The sequence below is a fragment of the Parasutterella muris genome, assembly GCF_009767915.1.
Classification (GTDB): Bacteria; Pseudomonadota; Gammaproteobacteria; order Burkholderiales; family Burkholderiaceae_F; genus Parasutterella; species Parasutterella muris.
Genome location: NZ_WSRP01000030.1, coordinates 14245 through 33451 on the forward strand (window position 1 = coordinate 14245; position 19207 = coordinate 33451).

General features: G+C 52.1%; 22 protein-coding genes and 1 tRNA gene. 15 read left to right on the forward strand and 8 right to left on the reverse strand.

Features of this window, described 5'->3' with window-relative positions; genetic code table 11:
• Position 1: 1 nt before the first annotated feature.
• The 13 genes from hisF (at position 2) to E5987_RS09485 (ending at position 10294) form a co-directional block, all read left to right on the forward strand.
• Positions 2-763: an imidazole glycerol phosphate synthase subunit HisF gene (gene hisF / locus E5987_RS09425; protein WP_160335838.1), complete on the forward strand. Its 762-nt coding sequence runs from the start codon at positions 2-4 to the stop codon at positions 761-763.
• A 2-nt stretch (positions 764-765) separates the two neighbouring features.
• The gene (hisI, locus tag E5987_RS09430; protein ID WP_202074611.1) at positions 766-1152 is read left to right on the forward strand and encodes a phosphoribosyl-AMP cyclohydrolase; all 387 of its coding nucleotides are present in this window, start codon (positions 766-768) and stop codon (positions 1150-1152) included.
• Between the two features lie 10 nt (positions 1153-1162).
• Entirely contained in the window at positions 1163-1489 is a 327-nt protein-coding gene (locus tag E5987_RS09435; RefSeq protein ID WP_160335839.1) for a phosphoribosyl-ATP diphosphatase, read from the forward strand.
• 92 nt (positions 1490-1581) lie between these two features.
• A complete protein-coding gene (locus E5987_RS09440) occupies positions 1582-1926 on the forward strand; it encodes a histidine triad nucleotide-binding protein (RefSeq protein ID WP_160335840.1) in 345 nt (114 codons plus the stop codon).
• Positions 1927-1935: 9 nt separating this feature from the next.
• A complete protein-coding gene (gene tatA, locus E5987_RS09445) occupies positions 1936-2166 on the forward strand; it encodes a Sec-independent protein translocase subunit TatA (protein WP_160335841.1) in 231 nt (76 codons plus the stop codon).
• Between the two features lie 15 nt (positions 2167-2181).
• Positions 2182-3003, forward strand: a complete 822-nt coding sequence (tatB, locus tag E5987_RS09450; RefSeq protein ID WP_160335842.1) for a Sec-independent protein translocase protein TatB — start codon at positions 2182-2184, stop codon at positions 3001-3003.
• Positions 3000-3785 carry a twin-arginine translocase subunit TatC gene (gene tatC / locus E5987_RS09455; protein WP_160335843.1) on the forward strand — a complete coding sequence of 262 codons (786 nt, stop codon included), beginning with the start codon at positions 3000-3002 and terminating at the stop codon, positions 3783-3785. The genes tatB and tatC overlap by 4 nt, the downstream gene beginning before the upstream one ends.
• Positions 3786-3836: 51 nt before the next feature.
• Positions 3837-4526, forward strand: coding sequence for a BUD32 family EKC/KEOPS complex subunit (locus E5987_RS09460; RefSeq protein WP_160335844.1), 690 nt, complete (start codon positions 3837-3839; stop codon positions 4524-4526).
• A gap of 29 nt (positions 4527-4555) precedes the next feature.
• Complete coding sequence (gene ettA / locus E5987_RS09465; RefSeq protein WP_160335845.1) at positions 4556-6217, forward strand: energy-dependent translational throttle protein EttA; 1662 nt, start codon at positions 4556-4558, stop codon at positions 6215-6217.
• Entirely contained in the window at positions 6217-8052 is a 1836-nt protein-coding gene (mnmC2, locus tag E5987_RS09470; RefSeq protein ID WP_237178789.1) for a tRNA (5-methylaminomethyl-2-thiouridine)(34)-methyltransferase MnmC2, read from the forward strand. The genes ettA and mnmC2 overlap by 1 nt, the downstream gene beginning before the upstream one ends.
• A 59-nt stretch (positions 8053-8111) precedes the next feature.
• Positions 8112-9017, forward strand: a complete 906-nt coding sequence (rarD, locus tag E5987_RS09475; RefSeq protein WP_160335846.1) for an EamA family transporter RarD — start codon at positions 8112-8114, stop codon at positions 9015-9017.
• An 84-nt stretch (positions 9018-9101) separates the two neighbouring features.
• A complete protein-coding gene (locus tag E5987_RS09480) occupies positions 9102-9449 on the forward strand; it encodes a hypothetical protein (protein WP_160335847.1) in 348 nt (115 codons plus the stop codon).
• A gap of 17 nt (positions 9450-9466) precedes the next feature.
• Complete coding sequence (locus E5987_RS09485) at positions 9467-10294, forward strand: undecaprenyl-diphosphate phosphatase (protein WP_160335848.1); 828 nt, start codon at positions 9467-9469, stop codon at positions 10292-10294.
• Here E5987_RS09485 and E5987_RS09490 read toward each other — a convergent pair.
• The 6 genes from E5987_RS09490 to E5987_RS09515 all read right to left on the reverse strand — a co-directional run bounded on the left by E5987_RS09490 (position 10285) and on the right by E5987_RS09515 (position 13909).
• Positions 10285-10677 carry a fluoride efflux transporter FluC gene (locus E5987_RS09490; RefSeq protein WP_160335849.1) on the reverse strand — a complete coding sequence of 131 codons (393 nt, stop codon included), beginning with the start codon at positions 10675-10677 and terminating at the stop codon, positions 10285-10287. The genes E5987_RS09485 and E5987_RS09490 overlap by 10 nt on opposite strands.
• Positions 10674-11042 (reverse strand): fluoride efflux transporter FluC, encoded by a 369-nt coding sequence (locus tag E5987_RS09495; protein WP_160335850.1) that lies wholly within the window; start codon positions 11040-11042, stop codon positions 10674-10676. Before E5987_RS09495 ends, E5987_RS09490 begins: the two co-directional genes overlap by 4 nt.
• Before the next feature lie 6 nt (positions 11043-11048).
• On the reverse strand, positions 11049-11768 hold the full coding sequence (gene trmB / locus E5987_RS09500; RefSeq protein ID WP_160335851.1) for a tRNA (guanosine(46)-N7)-methyltransferase TrmB: 720 nt from the start codon (positions 11766-11768) through the stop codon (positions 11049-11051).
• Positions 11769-11894: 126 nt separating this feature from the next.
• Positions 11895-11968, reverse strand: a tRNA-Gly gene (locus E5987_RS09505).
• Between the two features lie 107 nt (positions 11969-12075).
• Positions 12076-12981 carry a LysR family transcriptional regulator gene (locus E5987_RS09510; RefSeq protein WP_160335852.1) on the reverse strand — a complete coding sequence of 302 codons (906 nt, stop codon included), beginning with the start codon at positions 12979-12981 and terminating at the stop codon, positions 12076-12078.
• Position 12982: 1 nt separating this feature from the next.
• Positions 12983-13909 (reverse strand): LysR family transcriptional regulator, encoded by a 927-nt coding sequence (locus E5987_RS09515; protein ID WP_160335853.1) that lies wholly within the window; start codon positions 13907-13909, stop codon positions 12983-12985.
• A gap of 102 nt (positions 13910-14011) precedes the next feature.
• Here E5987_RS09515 and dcuC point away from each other — a divergent pair, with 102 nt between their 5' ends.
• The gene (dcuC, locus tag E5987_RS09520) at positions 14012-15280 is read left to right on the forward strand and encodes a C4-dicarboxylate transporter DcuC (RefSeq protein WP_160335854.1); all 1269 of its coding nucleotides are present in this window, start codon (positions 14012-14014) and stop codon (positions 15278-15280) included.
• Positions 15281-15297: 17 nt separating this feature from the next.
• Positions 15298-16566, forward strand: a complete 1269-nt coding sequence (locus E5987_RS09525) for an amidohydrolase (RefSeq protein ID WP_160335855.1) — start codon at positions 15298-15300, stop codon at positions 16564-16566.
• 484 nt (positions 16567-17050) lie between these two features.
• Here the strand turns inward: E5987_RS09525 and E5987_RS09530 are convergent, their stop codons facing one another.
• Positions 17051-17704 carry a methionine ABC transporter permease gene (locus E5987_RS09530; RefSeq protein WP_160335856.1) on the reverse strand — a complete coding sequence of 218 codons (654 nt, stop codon included), beginning with the start codon at positions 17702-17704 and terminating at the stop codon, positions 17051-17053.
• Positions 17694-18752 (reverse strand): methionine ABC transporter ATP-binding protein, encoded by a 1059-nt coding sequence (locus E5987_RS09535; RefSeq protein ID WP_160335857.1) that lies wholly within the window; start codon positions 18750-18752, stop codon positions 17694-17696. Before E5987_RS09535 ends, E5987_RS09530 begins: the two co-directional genes overlap by 11 nt.
• Positions 18753-19207 lie beyond the last annotated feature (455 nt).

Here is a 19207-nt window from a genome sequence, read left to right on the forward strand (position 1 = left end):
TATGCTCGCGAAGCGAATCATTCCGTGTCTGGATGTGACCGGCGGCCGTGTTGTTAAGGGAACTAATTTTGTTGATCTTCGCGATGCGGGAGATCCGGTGGAAATCGCGCGCCGTTATGATGAACAGGGCGCAGATGAACTGACCTTTCTGGACATTACCGCCACATCCGACGAACGCGATTTAATTCTTAAAGTGATTGAAGACGTGGCCGCCCAAGTCTTCATTCCGCTGACGGTCGGCGGAGGCGTGCGTAAGGTTTCCGACGTGCGCCGCTTGTTAAACAGCGGAGCCGACAAGGTTTCGATTAACTCCGCGGGCGTCAACAATCCCGATCTCATTGGGGAGTGTTCCGCGACCTACGGCAGTCAGGCGATTGTGGTCGCGATCGACGCGAAAGCCCGAGGAGACGGAACGTGGGAAGTCTACACTCGGGGCGGACGCACGCCGACCGGGATTGACGCGGTCGAGTGGGCAAAGAAAGTGCAGGCGCTTGGCGCCGGTGAAATTCTTTTAACCAGCATGGACGGCGACGGGACAAAGCAGGGCTTTGATCTTGCGCTGACGCGCGCGGTCAGCGACTCAGTGACTATTCCGGTTATTGCTTCAGGCGGCGTCGGCAATCTGCAGCACTTGGTGGACGGCATTGTGCAGGGACACGCGGACGCGGTGCTCGCGGCTTCCATTTTCCATTTCGGCGAATATACCATTGAGCAGGCCAAGCGCTATATGCAGGCGCAGGGCATTACCGTGAGGCTGGATTAAAGATGAGCATTGCCGACAGTGTTAAGTTCAACGATGCCGGGCTGGTGCCTGTCATCGCTCAGGACGCAGAGGACGGGACGGTGCTCATGCTGGCCTGGGCCAATCGCGAGGCGCTTGAAGAGACCGCGCAGACCGGATACGGAACGTATTTTTCCCGCTCCCGCTCTCGTCTTTGGCGCAAAGGCGAAGAGAGCGGAAACCGTCAGAAGATTGTTCAGATTCTGCTTGACTGCGACGCAGACGCCGTGATTTACCGTGTTGAGCAAATCGGTGGTATTGCCTGCCATACGGGTCACCGAAGCTGTTTTTACCGAACCTGGGAAGCGGACAGCTGGAAAGAGAACTCCGACGTGATTCGCAGCGCCGAAGAGATGTACGGTAAGAAATAAGGAATACAAGATGGAAAGAGTTGCAGTACTGAGCGATGTTGCCGATGTGATTGACAGCCGCAAAGGCGGAGATCCGAAGACCTCCTATGTCGCCAAATTATTTTCCAAAGCTCCGGACGGAGCGCTGAAAAAAGTCGGGGAGGAAGCTGCCGAAGTGATTATGGCCGCCAAAGACGGAGATCGGGATCACCTGATCTACGAGACGGCGGACTTATGGTTTCACTGCATGGTCGTGCTTTCTCAGGCCGGTATTCGTCCGGAAGAAGTGCTTGCCGAACTGGCTCGGCGCGAGGGCACTTCCGGCCTTGTTGAAAAGGCAAATCGTAAAGAATCGTGAAAAAAGAAGAAAAGCAGAGTGTTTCTAAGGGTTATCAAGGTTGAGCCGCTTTGATTTTTCTTGAACAATAATAGAAGTTAACGGAGTAGTGTATGCAAAAGGAAGATTGTCTTTTCTGCAAAATCGCCCGAGGAGAGATTCCCTCTCAGAAGGTTTATGAAGATGATGACGTGGTAGCGTTCAAGGATATTCATCCTGCGGCTCCGGTTCATCTTTTAATTATTCCGAAACAGCATTTTGATTCTTTGGCGGTCATGGGCAAGTCAGAAGAGCCGCTTTTAGGTAAAATGCTGGCCTTAGCGCCTGTTCTGGCTAAAGAAGCCGGTGCAAATAATGGATTCCGCGTTGTCATCAACACCGGTCATGACGGCGGTCAGGAAATAAATCACATTCACGTACATGTCTTGGGCGGCCCGCGCCCCTGGCAGAAACTCTAGGAGTTAAACATGGGTTCCCTCTCTATTTGGCATTGGCTTGTTGTTCTGGTCATTGTTGTTCTGATTTTCGGTACGAGCAAGCTTAAGAACATGGGTAAAGACCTCGGCGGTGCGGTCAAAGGCTTCAAGGAAGGTATGAAAGAAGCTCAGGACGAACCGCAGAAACCGCAGCAGGTTGAACAGAAGGCTGATGCCGCTGCAGCTAAAGAGACTGCTCCTGCCGATCAGAAACAGGCCTAATGGGATTGAGCGCTTATGCTTGATTTCAGTATGGGGGAAATCGGGCTGATTGCGGCTGTTGCTTTAGTCGTACTCGGTCCCGATAAGCTTCCTCAGGTAGCAAAAACCGCTGGCACACTGATGGGGCGTGCTCAGCGTTTTGTTTCACAGGTAAAGAACGACATCGATAAAGAGGTCGAGCTTTCCGAGCTGAAAAAAATTCAGGAAGACGCCCGCAAGATGGCGGCAGATCTTCAATCTAATCTGAAGAACACGACAGATCAGATTGAAAAGCAGGTCAAAGAAGTATCCGACTCTGTGAACAATGCAGGTCAGGATCTTAAGTCGCAGGTGGATTCCGCAACCAAAGACATTAAAGACAGCTGGATGGACTCCACGTCTCCCAAGGCAGAACTCTCGATGGAAAACATTATTGAGCAGAAGCCCGAAGAGGCTGTAAAGCCTGCAGAAGTCGGAGATTGGGGCGATCTGGATCGTCAGATCGATACTTCTTCGCTTGAGAGCGCGTTCAATTGGCATGAAACCGGAATCGAGCAGACTCAGGCCGTGCCTCAGGAGCTGCAGGGTCCTGCGCCGAAGGCGGAAGATATCCAGCCCGTGGCCGCCGCTCAGCCGTCGGAAGATGCGCTTGCCGAACTGAGACGCGAGCTTGCGGATCTGAAGAAACAAATTTCCGCTCGTGCGTCTTTTGCTCCGGCTCAGCGTGTCAGACGCGGTTATTCCCGTGTTGAATCAGAACCGCGCCGCAGGACTCATCCGCGTCTTAACCCCAGAATTCATACGGCCGGACGTTTCGCTCCGAACAGCCACACTAATAGAACTCGCATTTCGTCATGAGTGATAAGGATTTAGCTGAACTGCCGGACGGTCCGGAGGACGACAAAGAGCAGACACTTGTCGCCCATTTGGTAGAACTTCGTTCCCGCCTAGTGCGCATGGCGATTGCTATTCTGCTGGTTTTCGCATGTCTGTCGCCCTTTATGAAGCAGATTTTTGACTATTTGAGCAAACCGCTCATGGTCGCGCTGCCTCAGGGCGCCAAACTTCTGGCAACGGGCGTTATTGCGCCGTTCATGGTCCCGCTGAAGGTCACGCTTTTCGTCGCCTTTGTTATCGCGCTTCCCTACGTGCTTTGGCAACTGTGGGGATTTGTGGCGCCGGGGCTTTACAGAAAAGAAAAGAAACTTGCCGCGCCGATTATTATTTCGAGCCTGGTCATGTTCTTCCTTGGAATGGCTTATTGCTATTTCATTGTTTTCCGTATGGTCTTCCAGTTCATCGCTGGCTTCTCTCCGAACTCGGTGAACTTCGCGCCGGATATTGATTCTTATTTCAGTTTCGTTTTAGCGCTGTTCCTGGCTTTCGGCGTTACCTTTGAGGTTCCGATTGTGGTGGTTGTGCTCAATCGTATGGGCATCACTTCGATTGATAAGCTCAAGAAGGCTCGCCCCTATATGGTGGTCGGCGCGTTTGTTATCGCCGCGATTTTCACGCCGCCGGATGTTCTGTCGCAGATGCTTCTGGCGCTGCCGCTGGTGATTCTTTACCAAGTCGGTATATGGCTGTGTGCCATCTTCGGTAAACCGAAGAGTGAAGAAGATAACGAAGAAACCGCATAAATCAAAAGGAGCAGGCTGTCGAGCTTGCTCTTTTGAATTAATTGGATACGAATGTCAAGCAAGAAAAACTTACCGTTTACCCGTGAGGATCTTAAAAAAGCCGACGTAAAGCTTTTAAGAGACGGCCGTTGGGGAAACGCCTGCGTTTCTGTTGCAGAGGTCAACGGAGAGCGCTGGACAATCAAAGATTTTTCTAATCGGCACTGGCTGGTCAAAAACAGCTTTGCCAAGCTGGTCCTGTGGCGAGAGCTCAAGGCGATCAAAAAGCTGGCGGGTTTGGAAGGCGTTCCCAACAAAGCTTTTATGCTGGACGACTACACGCTTGCGGTACAGTACATCCCCGGAAGAGTGCTTGCCCGCGTGCCGGAAGAAGAAGTCACTGCTGAATATCTTGAGCAGTGCGAAGCGATTATCAATGCGATTCATCAGCGGGATTTGGTACACCTCGATACCCGCGGAACGAGCAATTGGGTCATGACGCCCGACGGGAAACCCGCTCTGATCGATTTTCAGGCGAGTGTGCACACCAACGGCCTGCCTAAAAAACTCCGTTCATTCATGGAAGACATGGATATGGGCGGCGTGTACAAAAAATGGAAGAAATATCTGCCCAAAGAGATGGGCGAGTTTCGAGAAAAGGAAAACGAGCGAATTTCAAAGCTTCGCAAACTTTGGGTCCTCAAGGGATACATGGGCGTCAAAAAACGCCATGCCAAGCACGGCAAGCCGATTGACGACTAATCACGAATTACACAATTAACTTTTTAGATATGGCACAGTTTGTTTACACCATGAACAGGGTCGGAAAGATTGTTCCGCCCAAACGAGAGATTCTGAAAGACATTTCTCTGTCTTTTTTCCCCGGAGCCAAGATCGGCGTGCTCGGTCTGAACGGCGCGGGTAAATCCACTCTGCTGAAAATTATGGCAGGCGTGGACACGGAGATCGAAGGCGAAGCCATCCCGATGCCGGGTCTCAATATCGGATATCTCCCGCAGGAGCCGGTACTGGATCCGGAGAAAACCGTCCGTGAGACGGTTGAAGAGGGTCTTGGCGACGTATTTTCCGCTCAGGAAAAACTCAACAAGATTTACGACGCTTATGCAGAACCGGATGCGGATTTTGACGCGCTAGCCGCTGAGCAGGCCCGTTTGGAAGCCATTATCGCTTCTGCCGGCACAAATGCGGAAACCCAGATGGAAATCGCCGCCGACGCGCTTCGTCTTCCGCCCTGGGACGCAAAGATCGGAAACCTCTCCGGCGGTGAAAAGCGCCGTGTCGCGCTCTGCCGTCTGCTTCTGTCCAAGCCCGACATGCTGCTTCTTGATGAGCCGACGAACCATTTAGACGCGGAAAGCGTGGATTGGCTCGAGCAGTTCCTGCAACACTTCCCGGGAACGGTGGTCGCTGTCACGCACGACCGCTACTTCCTTGATAACGCCGCAGAGTGGATTCTTGAACTGGACCGCGGTCACGGTATTCCTTGGAAAGGCAATTACTCTTCCTGGCTTGATCAGAAGGAACAGCGCCTAGAACTTGAACAGCGCAAGGAAGACGCCCGCATCAAGGCGATGAAGCACGAATTGGAATGGGTCCGTCAGAACGCCAAGGGCCGTCAGGCAAAGAGCAAAGCTCGTCTGAATCGCTTTGAAGAGATGTCGAGCTACGAATATCAGAGACGCAATGAAACCAATGAAATCTTTATTCCGGTGGCAGACCGCCTCGGCGATAAAGTTATTGAGTTCAAGCATGTTTCCAAGGGCTTTGGCGATCGTCTCCTGATTGACGATCTGAGCTTTACGATTCCGCCCGGAGCGATTGTCGGCGTGATCGGCCCGAACGGTGCCGGTAAGTCCACGCTCTTCAAGATGATTCTCGGACAGGAAAAGCCGGATTCCGGTGAAATTGATATCGGACCGACCGTTAAGATCAGCGCAGTTTCTCAGACGCGTGAATCCCTGCCGAACGATAAGACGGTTTGGGAAGCGGTATCCGACGGACTGGATATTCTGAAGGTCGGCAAGTTTGAAATGCCGAGCCGCGCCTATCTCGGCCGCTTTAACTTCAAGGGCGGCGATCAGCAGAAGATTGTCGGTACGCTTTCGGGCGGCGAGCGCGGAAGACTGCATATGGCCAAGACACTTCTTGCGGGCGGCAATGTGCTTCTGCTTGACGAACCGTCAAACGACCTGGACGTGGAAACACTGCGTGCGCTGGAAGAAGCTCTGCTGGAATTTGCGGGCTGCGCGATGGTTATTTCTCATGACCGCTGGTTCCTTGACCGAATCGCTACGCACATTCTCGCGTTTGAAGGAGACTCTAAGGTTGAATTCTTCGCCGGCAACTACACCGAGTATGAAGAAGACAAGAAGCGTCGTCTTGGTGATGACGCGATACCGCATCGTCTGCGCTTTAAACCCTTAAAGAGCTGATGATTTCCTCAGGGAAAATTCAGAGAGATAATCGGGGCTGTCCGTACAGCCCCGAGTTCTCGGATATTTATGCTTCAAGAGACGGTGCCTATCAGCAGGCCCGTTTTGTTTTTTTGGGCGGGTGCGGTCTTCCCGAGCGTTGGCAGGGCAAGGATCAGTTCGTCATATTGGAAAACGGTTTTGGCCTGGGCACGAATTTTCTTACCGTATTAAGAGCTTGGAGAGAAGACCCTCAGCGATGCGAAAGACTGCTCTACACAGCGATTGAAGGCTTTCCGCTTTCCGCGCAGGATTTAGAGCGCTACTGCTCTGTCGAACTTAAGACGGAAGCCAAGGAGCTTGCAGAAAAATGGCCCGTACTCACGCCCGGCGTGCATCAGATTTTCTTTGACGAAGGCAAAGTTGTTCTGACGCTGTATTTTTCTGAAGCGCTTCAGGCCGCAAAGCAGCTTGCCTGCAGTTTTGATGCGTTTTTCCCGGATGGTTTCTCTCCCAAAAAGAATCCTGCCATGTGGCAGCCGAAGCTTTTGAAGTCTCTTGCCGCTCATGCGAGAGAGGGTTCAGTGCTGTCTACCTGGTGCGTCGCTTCCGACGTACGTCGAAGCTTTATGGAGTCCGGTTTTGATGTTCAAAAGACGGTCGGATTCGGACATAAGTCGCAGATGACGGTAGGGAGGTATGCGCCGCGTTTTTCGTATCGCCGAGCGGCACTGCCCTTTGATCGTCCGAAGCGTGTACCGCGCTCTGTTCTGGTGATTGGTGCCGGACTTGCGGGCGCTGCCGCCGCTGAACGGCTGCATGCGCGCGGATTGAATGTCACGATTATCGATACGTCTTTCGTGCCCGCGGGCGGCGCATCTGCGATCCGCTGGGGTGTGGCGCACGCGCAGCCTTCGGCAGACGATAACTTTTTGTTCAGACTGTCCCGCAGCGGGCTGTTTATGCTTCAGGACACGTTAAAACGCTATCCTGGCTACAGCGAACTGAACGGACTCTTTCAGATGGCGCGTGACGTAGAAGAGCTTGCGCGCTGGCAGCATTGGTTCGAGCGCGGCAAACCGTTTCATTTTCCGAGAACTTTTCTGCGTTTAGCGGATACGGAAGAAGTCCTTGAGCGGCTCGGTTATCAGCCGCGCTTCGGCGGACTGATGCATGGCGGAGCCGGTATTGTGTCGATCGCAACCTGGGTGCGTGAGCGCGTAAATCGCCTCAGAACTCCGGTGATCTTAAATATGCGTGTTGATCGTTTAGAGCGTCAAAACGGTCTGTGGACCGCCTTTGACACTTTTGGCGCACCGATTGCTTCAGCGGAAAGTGCGGTTTTATGCGCGGCTCATGATTCTGCCCGTTTGTCGGGTCTTCCGATTTCTCTTGATCAGTGGAAAGGAAGACTCACACTTCTTAGCCCCGAGGCGACAGCCGGATTTGAAGGCGCTGTCACCGGTCCCGGTTACCTAATTCATGCGCCGGACGGATGGTGCGGCATCGGGGCGACCTATGAAAGCGCGGATAAGCAGCTTGAGGCGGCTCAGGCGCATTCCAAAAACCTTTCTCATATGCAGGGGCTGTTCCCACAGATACCGAAGGCGCAGGGGCTGGGCTTTTACGAAGGCTTTCGCTGTGTCGCCTCAGACCGCAGACCGGTGATCGGAAAAGTTCCGCATGCGGAAGATTTGTATATGAGCTGCGCGATGGGTTCACGCGGATCCGTCTTTTGCGAGATCGGAGCCCGTCTGATTGAAGCTGAAATGTTCGGTGAACCCGCTCCGATTGAAGCGGATCTGATCAAAGGCCTGCAGCCTGAGCGGCTCTTGTCCGAAGAGAAAAACGTTTAAGCGAACGTTAGGTTGTTAGACTAAGCACAGCTTCAAATCCACCACAGTCTGCGACCCATATGAATAATCAGGTAAAAGGTCTTGCCGCATCGTTCGGCGCTTATCTATGCTGGGGCTTCATGCCTCTGTACTGGGCGCTCTTCGGACATGTCCGAGGCTGGGAAGTCATCGGACACCGCGTTCTTTGGTCGCTTTTAATTATTTCTGCGCTTTTGCTTCTGCTCGGCCGTTTGGAAGTGATTAAAAGTACGGTTAGAGGAGTTGTCCGCAGCAAGATTCAGCTCTTTAACCTCTTTATGGCTGCGGTTCTGGCTGCGGTGAACTGGTGGATCAATGTCTATTCCGTCAGCATTAATCAGGTGGTGGAGCTCGGCATCGGTATGTTTCTTACGCCCCTGATTTCCGTAGTACTCGGCGTCATCTTTTTCCGCGAGACGCTTTCCCGACTTAAATGGGTCAGCGTAATTCTGCCTGCGATCGGAGTGCTCCTTATGATTTACACGTTCGGACGCATTCCCTGGATCGCTCTTGGCGTCTCTTCCACGTGGGCGCTTTATGGTGTATTTAAAAAGCGTCTCGGTATCGATCCGTGGGTCAGCAATTTATTGGAAGCTTCTCTCATGCTTCCGTTTGCGTGCGCATATTTGTACTACCTATGGACGACAGGTCAGGGCGCTTTTATTGCGGGCGGAACGCAGATCACCTGGCTTTTGATCAGTGTCGGTCTTGTCACATCAGTCCCCATGATCTTATTTTCGGCGGCCGCCAATTATCTGCCGATGTCGATCCTCGGGTTTACTCAGTACTTAAATCCGATTCTGACGCTTTTAGTCGGCCTGGTTTTCTTTAATGAACCGTTTGACGAAAGCAGGCTGATTCCGCTGTGTTTCATTTGGAGCGGCATTGTCCTGTTTATTTATGCGGAGCTTCGTTCGCGTCCGAAGGCGGCTTTCCGGATCAGATAACGTACTCTTTGTGACGTTTCTTGTCTCAAGGACGCGATGAGCGCTGTTATCATAGCGGCCTGTATTAATTAGCCGTGTTTTTCCATGCTTATCTTTTCCCGCAGCCGATCCCCATGGGTCGCTTTTGCATTTATTCTCGTTGTTGCCGTGGGCGCCTTCATGCGTTTTCAGCAGAGTGCGGAAAACGAAGAAGCGCAGCTGAAGATTGATCAGGCAGGGTTTGTCGAATTTAAGCAGGACCTGACTGCTTTGAAAATTCCGGAAAAGACCCTGAATTCTCGCACGCTCTTTGAGGTATATCGCTGCGGCATGGGTTCAATTACGGAACGAAACTACTGCGCTCATCTTGGCGATGAGTTCTTCGGTTCTCTCACCGATGAGCAGAAGAAGGCGATTCGGCCGATTCTTGAAAAACACTTCAATAAGCACTGATTAAAGGCTTTGCAGCAATGGACTGGATTCTTTATCTTAAGGCCGTGATTCTCGGCGTTGTGGAAGGTCTTACCGAGTTTCTTCCTGTTTCATCTACCGGACACTTGATTGTCGCAGGCAGTCTTCTGGATTACACCGGAGCGGAGGCCGATACTTTTTATATCGCTATTCAGGCAGGCGCTATATTTGCGGTGTGCTGGCATTATCGCCGTCGTCTGATCGACATTTGTCTCGGTCTCTTTTCCGAAAAAGTGCAGCAGAGGCTTGCCGCCAATACGGTTATTGCGTTCCTGCCTGCGGCTGTAATCGGGGTTTTGGTTGCTAAGTACATCAAAGCCTGGCTCTTCAATCCGGTTTCCGTTGCCGCGGCTCTTGTGATTGGCGGCGTCATCATTTTGATTGTTGAGCGCTATCAGGATAAGAAATCGTATCGTCCGCGCGTCGCTTCAATGGATGACATGAGCTGGAGAGACGCCTTGAAGGTCGGTTTCTTACAGTGCTTAGCCATGATCCCGGGTACCAGTCGTTCCGGAGCCACAATTATCGGTGGTCTTGTGATCGGTCTGTCCAGGACAGCTGCGACCGAGTTTTCCTTCTTCCTCGCGATTCCGACGATCTTCGGCGCGACGGTTTATGAGCTTTGGGAGTCTCGTGAATTATTAACCGCTCAGAGCCTGCCGACGATTGGCGTCGGTTTTGTTGTGTCTTTTTTCTCGGCACTTGCCGTGGTCCGTTGGCTTCTGCACTACGTTGCCAAACATGATTTCTCCGCGTTCGGTTGGTACCGAATCCTCTTTGGCGGTGTCATTCTTCTGACTTGGTGGACCGGGCTGGTTCAGTGGTAGGTGTTCTGCAGCAGCCGCTTTGAGAGCCGCATTGCGGCAAGAGCGGCAGCTGCTCCGAGTGTGATGCTCAGCGCCATATAGCAGGTGCCTGAAACGAAGTCGTGATTCAGGCAGAGCAGTGATAAGGCGGAAAACGTTGTAAAGGAACCGAGCAGTCCGGTGCCGACGCCTTTATTCAGCAAAAAGTTCAGACAAGAGGCAGGTCTTTCTTCGCAATAGACTGTAATGGCGCCGAGGCAGGCAGATCCGACCACATTGATGAGGATGAGCGCGGCTTCGGAAGAAAAGTCTGAGAGCAGATCGTTTTCTGTAAAAACCCGAAGCGCGGCACCGAGCGCGCCGAACAGGGCCGCTGTCAATAAAGTTAAAACACGCAGCTTCATAACGCGCCTGCCCACAATCCGATAAATACAGCCGCAGGGCAAAGCGCTGCGTTAAGGAGCGTCTCGGCTGAAGCGATTTTCCAATTACCTTTGAGGATCGCTTTCGCAAGATCGACCGCGAAGGTGGAGAAAGTCGTCAAACTTGCGCAAAATCCGGCCTGAAGCGCCGCTAAATGATTTTGCGGCAGATCTTCTGCATGAGCAAGAATCCATCCAAGCAGCAGACATCCGATGATGTTGACCGTCAGAGTGGCGGTCGCAAATCCGTTTTTCGGCGTTTTGATCAGCATGTAGGCGAGCGCTCGGCAGCCTGCGCCGAGCGCGCCGCCCGCAAATATGCAGAGCAGAGAGGCGCAGGAGAGCATTTTTCTTTACTGTTTGATGAACACGAAGTCCCAGCAGCCGTGTCCGAGGCGATTTCCGCGCTCATTGAATTTGGTTGTCGGACGGTCGATCAGCGGATTCTTGGGTTCCGGCGCAGCGCCCTCGTGCAGGTTTTTGAGTCCTTCAGTGCGGCTCAAAACCTCCAGCATCTGTTCGGCATAATTTTCCCAGTCGGTGGCGCTGTGGAAGTAACCGCCCGTCTTAATTTTGGGAACAAGCAGTTTCATGAACGCATCGTTGATGAGTCTGCGCTTGTGGTGACGAGCCTTGCGCCAGGGATCCGGGAAGAAGATATGCACGCCTGCGAGCGTGTTGTCTTCAATCATGTCTCTGACGACTTCAACCGCGTCGTGTCGGAAGATACGGATGTTCTTGAGGTCCATGTCGCGGATGCGTTTGGAGAGCGCGCCGACTCCGGCGGCAAAAACTTCGCAGCCGATGAAGTTGATTTCCGGGTGCGCCTGGGCGATTGCGGCGGTCGTTTCGCCCATACCGCAGCCGATTTCAAGAACAACAGGATTGTCGTTGCCGAAAATCTCTTTAGAGGACAGCTTGGTATTCGGATCGTACTGAATTTGGTAGAGCGGCAGGAGTTCTTCTAGAGCTTTTTCCTGTGCGCTGCTGATATGTCCGCGTCTCATACAGAAACTGCGGATATGTTTTTTCTTTAATTCTTCGATTTGTTCAGGCGTCAGCGGTGTTTTCATATTCGGATGCTAAAAATAACTGCGCTCCAATTTTAGGCAATATTTGAAATTAATTACGGTCGGAACGCCTTTGGAAACACAATTTGTGCTCAAAAGCAGAAATTTAAAGGAGGATGCGCAAGAGACTGGAGCGGGTGAGGGGAATCGAACCCCCGTCGTAAGCTTGGGAAGCTTCTGCTCTACCATTGAGCTACACCCGCAAATGACGTGCAGAGGATTGTAACGGATTTTTAAAGCGGAGGAAACGGAAGGAAGTACGAAGAAACGTTTAGTCCGCCGCTCCCTGGCTCGAAAGCACAGCGGAAGGTTAGCGCAGGCGGGCTAATTCCGGTTTTATGCTCCAAATATCCTTGAGAAACGGAATAAGTTTTTCCAGTTGGCTGTCCTGTTTGCCAGGATGTCTCAGAATCCATACTTTTGAGCTTGGCATTTTCCAATCGGGAAGCATACGAACCAACTTTTTCTGCTGGACGAACTCGGCGGCTGCCCAGAGCGGAATGCCGACAGCGACGCCAAGTCCTTCGGCGGCTGAACTGATCATGGCCTGAAGCGAATTCACCAGGATCTGGGGTTCGATTCGAAGACCGATACTTTCTCCAGTGCTCTGAAGCAGAATCTGCGAGCTTTTACTGCCGTGGATCAGGGGAAGCGTTTCCAGAGCCTCCGGTTCGGTTAGAGCGCCGCGCACGGAGATGAACTTCGGAGACGCAAAAATACCGTACTGAATTTCGGCGGCTTCATAAGCGACGAAGTGAACATTGGGCAGATCGTCGATACAGAAAATCAGATCGAAGCTTTCGAGTTCAATGTCGCTGATGCGCATATAAGTTTCGAGTTCGACGCGAAGCCGGGAAGCCGTGCTTCCTTTTTCGAATTCGGCCAGACGTCGAAGAACAAGTCCCGAGAGCGTTGTCGGAATTGCAATTCGGATAGCAGGAGACGCGGCTCCTTCGCCGCTCCGTTGAGAAAGCAGTTCGTCAAAATCCGAAAGAAGCGCTTTTGCCTCCACGTATTTTCTTTCTCCAAGCCAGGTCGGGCGCACACCGCTGGGAGAGCGTTCTAAAAGGGGTTCGCCCAGAACGTGCTCGAGCGCTCGGATTTCTTTTCCGACCTGTGTCACATCTGTTTCGAGGATAGAGGCCGCCGCGAGCATGCTTCCTTTTTCAACCGAGCAGACGAAGTATTTCCATTGCAGCAGAGTGGCTTTTTTCATATCAGTCTGTTGTTGAGAACGTTAGATTTGGATTGGACTGCCATTTTTCCACGATGAAATGACAGAGCGCGATTGTGACCGCTGAAGCTTCCTTCTTGGTCGGAAGAAGCAGGCTCACGGGAGAAGAAGACGGTTCCCACTCGGGCAGTACATGAATGAGCAGTCCTCTTCTGACGAGATCAAGCGTGTCATAGCGGAAGGCGTGTACGGAGATTCCCGCGCCGCAAAGAGCAGCTGTCCTTGCGGCGGTATGGTCCTTCAGCTTCAGTCTTGGGCGGTATGGAATGATCGCTCGTTCATTACCCTTTAGAAGAACCAGAGGAGAGCCGCCGCAGAGGTCGTTGCCTCCGAGAAGTTCATGTCGTTCCAGATCTTTCGGACTTTTGGGATAGCCGTATTTGGAGAGATAGCTGACTGAGGCGACCATCATCCTTCTCATGTCTCCTAGTTTGAGGATTCGGGCGTTCGAGCAGGGATAAAGGCCGTGGTTGATGCGGACATCGCACTCGGGCGGAATGATGTGCATCGGCCCAAGCGTCAGCGTCAGATCCAGAGAGACTTCCGGGTTGATTCTTCGAAATTGGGTGAGCCACGGAATCAGAAGTCCGTTTCCGATCGCGCAGGGGGCGGAGACCCGAATCGTTCCCCTTAGACGGGGACTCTCCTCATCCGGAGCGGCTGAGAGCTTTTGAAACCGGGAAAGCAGAGCGGAGGTTTTCTCAAGAAGCGAGATGCCGGAAGGCGATAAAACCGTTCCGACCGAGCTTCGAACAAAAAGCTTTGTGCCGAGCATGCTCTCAAGCGCGGCAATGCGTCTTGAGACCGTTGCTTTTGAAATTTGAAGTTCTTCCGCCGCCTTTCGGTAACCGCCTAAAACCGCGGTGCGCTCGAAGGTTTCAAGAAGTTCGGCTTTATCTAAGAATCTCATGGTGTTTCGTTATAAACAAAACAATGTCCTGTTTAAATATCTTACCGTAACGATGGTTGAGGATGAGAATAAAACTATAAAAATCACCTCAAGGAGAAATCTATGACCTGGACTTGCTGGGCTGCGGTAGTCATTGTTATTTTGACTGTAGCGGCACTTGTTAAACGGTATGAGACACGGCTGGTACTGATTGCGGCCGGTCTGCTGATGACTTGTTTGGCGCTGGAGCCGATGCAGGCACTTAACGCCTTTGCCAAATCGATGACCAACGGCGGTCTCATTATGGCAATCTGTTCGGCGATGGGTTTTGCTTATGTTGTTCAGATGACCAAATGCGATGTGCATTTGGTGAAACTTCTGGCGGCTCCTCTGAGTAAGCTCGGCTGGTTTTTGATTCCCTGCACGACTGCGATCACATACTTTATTTGTATCGCGATTCCGTCAGCCGCGGGCTGCGCGGCCGCGGTCGGTCCGACCATGATTCCGCTTCTGCGCAAAGCGGGCGTCAGTCCTCAGGGAACCGCCGCAGCAATTCTCGGCGGAACATTCGGATCCATGCTGTCTCCGGGCTTATCTCATAACGCCTATGTCGCCAAAATGGCCAATCTTGACGTTCTTCAGACGATTGCCGTGCACATGAACTACACATTGATTTGCGGTGCTATTGCGGCGGTCGGCATCACGGTTATGTGTCTGCTGCTTGGCGACTACAAACCCGGTTCCGGAAGTCAGGTTGAAACAGAAATCGCCCAGGGCGACGTGGTCAGCGTCAATCCTCTTAAGGCTCTTGCGCCGATCGTCCCGGTTGTCATTCTGGTTGTCGGCAATATGTGGGTTCCGCTCATCAAGATGGGCGTTGCGCAGGCCATGCTGGTCGGTGTTCTTTATACGCTTTTGGTTTCTCTTGCCGATCCCCAGCAACTCTCCAAACGATTTTTCGCGGGCATGGGCAACGGCTACGGCGAAGTGCTCGGCATCATTATCGCTGCGGGTGTTTTTGCTGCCGGCCTTAAGTCCTCCGGTCTTATTTCCGTCTTTATCGATATGCTCCGCGAGTCCAACGAAATCGCGCGCTGGGGCGGCTCTATCGGCCCGTTCGTCATGGGCGTGATTATGGGTTCCGGAGACGCGGCGGCGTTCGCTTTCAATGAGGCTGTCACGCCGCATGCGGAAAGCTTCGGCATGCAGATCCCGACACTCGGAACAATGGCTGCGTTAGCCGGCGCGCTCGGCCGCACGATGAGCCCGATCTCCGGTGTTGCGATCGTGATCTGCGGTCTGACCGGCGTTACTAATCCGATTGAACTGAGTAAACGTCTTGCGCTTCCGATGGTGGTTTCGGTCATCTTTGTTGCGCTGGCAATGGTTTAACAAGTAAGGAGCAGAACATGAACTATGTTGAGAAAGCGGTTTGTCTGAGAAGGGCGCTTCATAAGATCCCGGAGCTCGGATGGGGCGAATTCTGCACGACGGCAAAGATCATTGAGAATCTTGAGCCTCTTGGCTGGAAGCTTTATGTCGGCAGACAGCAGATTTCTGAAGAAGCGGTAATGGGCCGCTCTGAGGAATTCGTGCAGAAGAGTATTGAAAGAGCGCTTTCCGAAGGCGTAGACAAGGCGCTGATTGAGCGGATGGAAGGTTATACCGGCTGCGTCGCGGAATTTGATACCGGAAGACCGGGCCCGGTAACCGCGCTTCGTTTTGATATTGACTGCGTGGGAGTTGAAGAAACCGACAGAAAAGATCATCTGCCGAATTTGGAAGGCTTCAGGTCTCAGCACGAAGGCGCGATGCATTCCTGCGGACATGACGGACACACTGCGGTCGGACTCTCTGTTGCGCAGTGGATCATGGACCATAAGGACGAATTAAACGGCCGGATTAAACTGATTTTCCAGCCGGCCGAAGAGGGCGTACGAGGCGGCGCCGCTCAGGCCGCATCCGGTCTGCTTGACGATGTGAACTATCTGCTTGGTGCGCATTTAGCTATGATGTGCAAGACAGGAGAAGTCTGCATCTATCCGGGCGGAGTTCTCTGCACGACAAAGCTCGATGTTCGTCTTAAAGGCAAGCCCGCTCATCCAACCATGAGTCCTCAGCTTGGCCGCAACGCGCTGGCATGCGCCTGCACCATTGTTTCCGAACTTTTAGGCATGGCGCGTCACGGCAACGGTTTAGGATGCATTAACGTGGGACTCATGCAGGCGGGTGAATGTCGAAATGTGATTCCGGTACATGCTTCCATTCAGCTGGAAGTCAGAGGCGAAACCGCAGAGATCAACGATTTCATGGTTGATCAGGCGAACCGCATTGTTAAGGGAACCGCGCTTGCTTATGACGTTGAATACGAGGTTGAGAAAGTCGGCGAGGCAGGGGAGCTGCTCAATGATCCGGAACTTGCGGATCTCGTCAAAGAGGTTTCCGAAAAGGTGCCGAGCTGCCGCAAAGTGATTGATCACAAAAAACTCGGCTGTTCGGAGGACTTTACGATGCTTGCCGCACGTGTCAGAGCGGTTGGCGGAAAGACGGAGTTCTTTGTTATCGGAGCGGACCGCACGGCAGCGCATCATCAGCGTGAGTTTGATTTTGATGAAAAGGGACTGGAAACCGCGTTTGATATCTTCACCGGATGTCTGCGTCGTCTTAACGGCAAATAATTAAGCGATTCTCATCGCAAAGAGGTGTCCCTAAGGACACCTTTTTTATGGCGAAAAAAAAGCGGCCCAGAGACTGAGCCGCTTCAAAAATTTCACCCCATTTTTCAAGGTTAGACCTTGGAGATATCGACAGAAGAACTATCAACGTGATGACACTGTAACATAAATGAAAATGATTATCAATAACTATAAACATAAAAATGCAAACTAAAAAAAACGGCCGATTTTATCGGCCGTTTGAAATTTCACCCCATTTGCTCTATGAACTATGTCCAAGGAGACATCGATAAGTAACTATCAATATGTGCACTTTAACATAAACAATAATGATTCTCAATATCAGATATAGATTTTACATTTTGTTTCATGAAGCGAGCTCTGTGCGGCGAGGTATTTAAAGCCGGACCGATGATGCTGAACGGTTATCAGGCGTTTTGAAACAAAAGAAAACGGGCCGATAAGGCCCGCCTTAATGACTTCCGGGTTAGCGGTGCGACGCTCTTCTCACTGCCCAATCGCCAAAGCTCTGAAGACTCTGTACGAAAACAATGAGGATGATGACAACCGCGGCCATGACTTCAGGCATGAAGCGCTGATAACCGTAGCGGATGCCCATATCGCCGAGTCCGCCTCCGCCGACGGCGCCGGCCATAGCGGAGCTTCCGACCAGAGCAACAAACGCGATCGTCAGGCCGGCGAGAATGCCGGGCATCGCTTCGGGAAGCAGTACCTTAGTGATGATTTGGACGTTGGTCGCGCCCATGGACTGAGCCGCTTCAACCAGGCCCTTATCGACTTCACGCAGGCTTGTTTCTACCAAACGAGCGATCAACGGAGCGGCCGCTATAGTCAGCGGAACGATCGCCGCGACGGTGCCGATGGAGGAGCCGACGATCAAACGGGTAAACGGGATAATCGCGACAAGAAGAATGATGAACGGTGTTGAGCGAATCGCGTTAACGATCGTGCCGATCACTCGATTCATGAAAGGTTTCGGCATGATGCCTTTCGGAGAAGTCACAAAAAGGAAGACCCCGAGCGGGATACCGATGACTGCGCCGAGTCCGCCGCTGATACCGACCATCAGAAGGGTTTCTAAAAAGGATTCCCAGAGAAGATTGATGATATTAGATGACATTGGTCAGTTCCTCCACGCGTACACCCTTGGATGCAATGTAGTCGACGGCTTGTTTGAAGTTTTCCGGAGTGCCTTCTATGACAAGCGTCAAGGTACCGTAACTTTCATTTTGAATCTCGTCGATCTGCCCGAGGAGGATGTTGAAATCGAGGTTAAACAGGCTGCAGGCCTTTGAAAGAACAGGGTCGGTAGTCGAATTGCCGACGAAGGTCAGACGCATGAGATGCAGTTTGCGGCCGTCGGGGCGTTCCGTCTGAAGCAGCTTTTTCACTCTTGCGATCATCGGCTGCGGGAGCGATCGCGCGGCAAGCGCGCTGCCGAGCATCGCCTGAGTGACTTCGCTCTTGGGGTCGCGGAAGACGTCGATGACGTCGCCTTCTTCAACCACCACACCCTTATTCATGACAACGACGCGATTGCAGATTTGCTTCACCACGTCCATTTCGTGCGTAATCATGACGATGGTAAGGCCGAGTTCCTTATTAATTTTTTTCAAAAGCTGAAGAGTGGCCTGTGTGGTTTCCGGGTCCAACGCGGAAGTTGCTTCGTCGCTTAGGAGAATCTTCGGGTCGGAGGAAAGGGCGCGCGCAATGCCGACGCGTTGTTTTTGCCCGCCGGAGAGCTGAGACGGATATTTATTCGCGTGTTCTGTCAGGCCCACCAGTTCAAGCAGGGGCATGACCTTTTCGCGGGTTTTATCTTTCGGCGTATTCACGAGTTCGAGTGGCAGCGCGACGTTGTCGTAGACCGTGCGGGAGGACAGCAGGTTGAAGTGCTGAAAGATCATGCCTATTTGTCTGCGTTCGGCTCTGAGTTCCGCGTCAGACATCTGAGTGAGGTCTTTGCCGTCAACGATGACTTTGCCCTGAGTCGGGCGGTTCAGAAGGTTGATGCAGCGGACAAGCGTGCTTTTGCCGGCACCGCTTCGGCCGATAATTCCGAAAATGTCGCCAGGCCGGATATGGACGTTTACGTCTTTACAGGCGTAAAACGTGCCTTTTCCATCGCTGGTTTTATATTCCTGCGTGATGTGCTGTAAATCAATCATTTTGTTTCGTTCCCATGAGCGAGGTGCTGAGCCTCGAGGTCCCGCCCTGCGGCAGGACAAATCATTTCTATGCGGACTCGGAAGAGTCAAAGGGACATAATGTGTTGTCTCCAAGCAAAAATTATCCATGATTTTTTAGATATAAACAGGAACTTTCTCAAGAAAATTAAGTCGTAAAAACGATGGAAATTGTTGTGCAGGAGCGTTTATATGTGATTGTTCTGTGATTTCTGGTTATTTTCGGTATTGACAGCGTCTATCGGCTGTACGTCAATAAAATTTCCTTTGGAATTGCTATACGTCAATCTATACGTCAATAAAAATTCCATTGGGAGCCGTTAATTGTCAGCAGGGAAAAACCGCAAAGGCCTCGTACTTCTGAAAAATTGCAGAACTAGAGAACTAAAAATTTAAAAATCACAAAAAATCCATTTATTTCAGTGGAATAAAAGGAT